This is a genomic window from Endozoicomonas arenosclerae (assembly GCF_001562015.1).
Classification (GTDB): Bacteria; Pseudomonadota; Gammaproteobacteria; order Pseudomonadales; family Endozoicomonadaceae; genus Endozoicomonas_A; species Endozoicomonas_A arenosclerae.
This window is the reverse complement of the sequence record NZ_LASA01000256.1, coordinates 1-3,346: the sequence shown is the minus strand read 5'-3', so window position 1 is coordinate 3,346 and position 3,346 is coordinate 1. Positions and strand designations below refer to the sequence as shown.

Annotated in this window: 3 protein-coding genes and 1 pseudogene; 2 read left to right on the top strand and 2 right to left on the bottom strand. The window is 39.9% G+C overall.

The annotated features are described in order from the left end of the window. On the bottom strand, positions 1 to 1,396 hold a 1,396-nt coding region (locus tag WG89_RS28470), incomplete at its 3' end, for an efflux RND transporter permease subunit (protein ID WP_172806958.1). Between the two features lie 126 nt (positions 1,397 to 1,522). After that, positions 1,523 to 1,714 (bottom strand): annotated as a pseudogene (locus WG89_RS29945) (transposase); the annotation flags it as partial. Positions 1,715 to 1,918: 204 nt separating this feature from the next. Between WG89_RS29945 and WG89_RS28465 the strand changes: the two are divergent. Beyond that, on the top strand, positions 1,919 to 2,059 hold the full coding sequence (locus WG89_RS28465) for a hypothetical protein (RefSeq protein WP_153301896.1): 141 nt from the start codon (positions 1,919 to 1,921) through the stop codon (positions 2,057 to 2,059). A 284-nt stretch (positions 2,060 to 2,343) separates the two neighbouring features. Continuing rightward, positions 2,344 to 3,346, top strand: a 1,003-nt coding sequence (locus WG89_RS28460; RefSeq protein WP_172806957.1) for a cupin domain-containing protein, incomplete at its 3' end; no start/stop codon positions are given.

Sequence of the window (3,346 nt, the reverse complement as noted above, 5' to 3'; positions counted from 1 at the left end):
GAGCAAGGTCAGAGAACAGTTGGCCTTCCACATCATTCAGCAATAAAACCGGAAGAAATATCGCTACTGTCGTTAAAGTGGAAGCCAGCAGTGCTCCCCAGACTTTCTCTGCCGCTACTGCAGCACTTTCTTCCTTGCTTTCCTGTTGTTTCTCCCTTTGCCTGATAATGCTTTCCAGAACCACAATGGCCGCATCCAGCACCATACCCACAGAAAAGGCCAGACCCGCCAGAGAAATAACGTTCAGAGTTCGCCCGGCAATATTCAACAAACAGATGGTAAGCATCAGGCAGATAGGAATCGCCATGGCTATCATCAGTGTGGCTCGCCAGCGGCGCAGGAAGCACCAGAGAATGCCAGTCGCCAGCAAAATACCAAACAACAAGCTGGAGCTGACCATATTCAAGGCTCGTTTGATGAAAACAGACGCATCAAACGACTGCTCCATCAAAATCCCTTCTGGTTTCAGAACTTTTTCATTGAGCCAGACCACTTCTTTTTTCAGTGCGATCAAAGCTTCCAGCGCATTGGCCCCGGACTCTCTGAAAACCTGTAAACCAATAGCCGGGTTACCATTCTGAATGCGCAGTGTTCGCTCTTTGCCCCGGGTAATCCCAACCTCTGCAATATCCCTCAGATAAACAGGTTTCCCATTTCGCCAGGCAACAACAAGATTACCCAGCTCATCCACTTCGTATTTGCCAGCCAGTCTCAGTTTAAATTCTCGACGACCTATATTGAGCGTGCCGCCCGATACATCAAAACCTGCAGCGACTCTTTGGGACAATTCAGGAATCGTAATGCCCAGCTCAGCCGCTCTCCAGGCATCAAACTCAATTTCCAGCTGTCTCTGACCTTCTCCTCGAACAGCAACCCCTGCAACACCGGGAATACTTTCCAGCACAGGCTTAACCTGACTGTCGATCAGTGATTGATAAGATTTGATGGAACGCTCATTGCCGGGTAACTGTTGTATAAAGAAAAAGGTCAGGTTGTCATTGGAACTATTATTACTTACAAATGGTCCGCTGATATCTTCAGGCAAGCCCGAGACCCGATTCAGACGGTTAATAACATCCAGAAGCGTCTTCTGCATGTCGGTGTTCAGGGCAAATTCCAGATCGATGTCAACCCATCCACCACCGGAGTTGCTTTCTATTTCCTTAAGTCCAGGAATATTGTTGAGTGTTTTTTCTAGAGGTGCAGCAATCTCGGACTCCATCTCTTCAGGAGCCGCTGCACGCCAGAAAACCTCTATCAACAGATGGGGCCGGTCAATGTCAGGGAATAGCTGTATGGGCAATACCCGGATACTGATAATGCCAAACATAAGCACCAACGCCACAGCAGTCGCTACACTGTGTGGGTGACCTATGGAAAGTCGCGTAAGCTTCATAATATTATATTCTGTTACTCGATAACGTAGTTTTTTCTTCTTGTTCTTTTACAGATGTGATCTGAGGCAGTATAAATTGACACTGATTTAAGCTGCTTTTACCAAATCATAGTTCTCAGAAGCTGCTCATAGTCTTCTCAGCAAGATTACCAAATGCGTAAATTGAAGGCTTGGATTCAGTCTACGCTCAGTATTCTTCCATAAACGGCGACAGTTTTCTAACCAGGCAAATGAACGCTCAACGATCCAACGCTGAGGGATGACTTCAAAAGTATGAAGCACGATCTTTTTGTCTACCTGAACTGTGGCTCCCAGTATGCACGACTATGGTAAACTGTACGGAGGTGAGAAACTATACAGTTTTAACCTGAATGGTTTGTGTCAACAGAGTCTAAAAGCTACGCGACCAAACGTAATGAATTGTAAACGACACTTAACCTACAGTTGAAAGCAAGGAAAAAATCAGGTACCTTTTAGATGCTAATGAACGACTCATTAGCATCTAAAAATAAGGATAAAACAATGAAAAATCAAAAAGTAGAAAAAGAAGTTTCAAAGCCAGTATCAATGAAAGATCTTGGTATAAAAGTTTCAGAAAATAGGCCTTCGCCACTAAAAGCTTCACGTCCAGTTAAGCATATAAGAAGAATGCACAACGTATAAGAATCAATCAAGGGCTATCTGCAATAGTTCTTCAGATTAACTGATTAAGCTAAGATTGCAACGAAATCCTAATTTTTCCAAGAGATTTTGTAGTAATACTTTAAGAAAGGCTGCTCTGTAATGCTGAAAATGATAGCCCGCTAAAAAAATCAAACTCCGGCTCTGTTCAAACTAAATATTGGCAATATACGGAATCTCGCGGAGAGCCTTGCAATTTCGTGTATTCACAAAAATACATTTCCCCTTGTCATTTCTGGCCTTGGGGTAGTACGCCAAAATCTATTGTGAACAGAACCAAAACCCCAGTATTTTCAATGATTACAAACACAAAACCTTTAAAAATAAAATCAGAAGCTAAACAAAAACTTATTAACCACATAACTAGCCATGAGAAAATATACAAGATAGAAGAATATGATCCAGAAAACGAAAAAATATTAATGCAACCGATCTTAATAGAGGATGCATTCAAGCCTATAAAAGATGAAGAAGTTATTTTTAATCTATTTAGTAGAATGTCGAAAGAAGCAGATTATGCTACATCCTCTTTTTATCGTGTCTACATCGATGGTAAACTAAGTCCAAAAGATGAATTTAACTTTATCAATTCAAAGCCAATAACTGATGAATCACTCAAACAGTATTTCGAAAGAGTATCAAATAAAAAAAAATTTGCTGTAGTTATTAATGGTGCTGAGCAGTGGTCAGATGATTTAGCAAAATTTACAAAAAATATATTCGAACCTGTTGTTGAAGAAATGGGCTATGACGCATCAACTATTGAATGCACTTTATTTATTGGTAACTATGGTTATACTCCATTTGGAATACATGTTGACGACCCTTTTACACAAGTTGTGCATTTTCACCTTGGTCCATCAGAAAAGGAAATGACTTTATTTGAGCCTGATTTTTTTCATAGAATCAATGGTCCTACGAAAAACTGTTTCGAACCAGAAAAAATAATATCGAAAGGAGAGACTTTCAATATTAGCCCTGGAGATATTTTTCTCTTACCACCGCATTATTATCATATAGGAAACACCCCGAATTTTTCAGTTGGGATAGCTATTGCAATATCAAAATATCCAAAAAAAAATATTGCAAAGCATATTTTGGATTATTCATTTAACGAAGAAATAGAAGGAAGTTCTATCGAAGAAATAATATCAAATAAGAAAAATATTGAATCCTCAATCTCTAAATTCATAGAAGATAATCACAAGAAATATGTAGTAATGCAAAAAAGCAGAGGTGGATTAAGATATTCATATAAATCCGAATCGG

What these genes read in the sequence shown, in the direction of transcription:
- WG89_RS28465 (WP_153301896.1), top strand. Translation starts at nt 1,919, where the DNA reads ATGAAAAATCAAAAAGTAGAAAAAGAAGTTTCAAAGCCAGTATCAATG.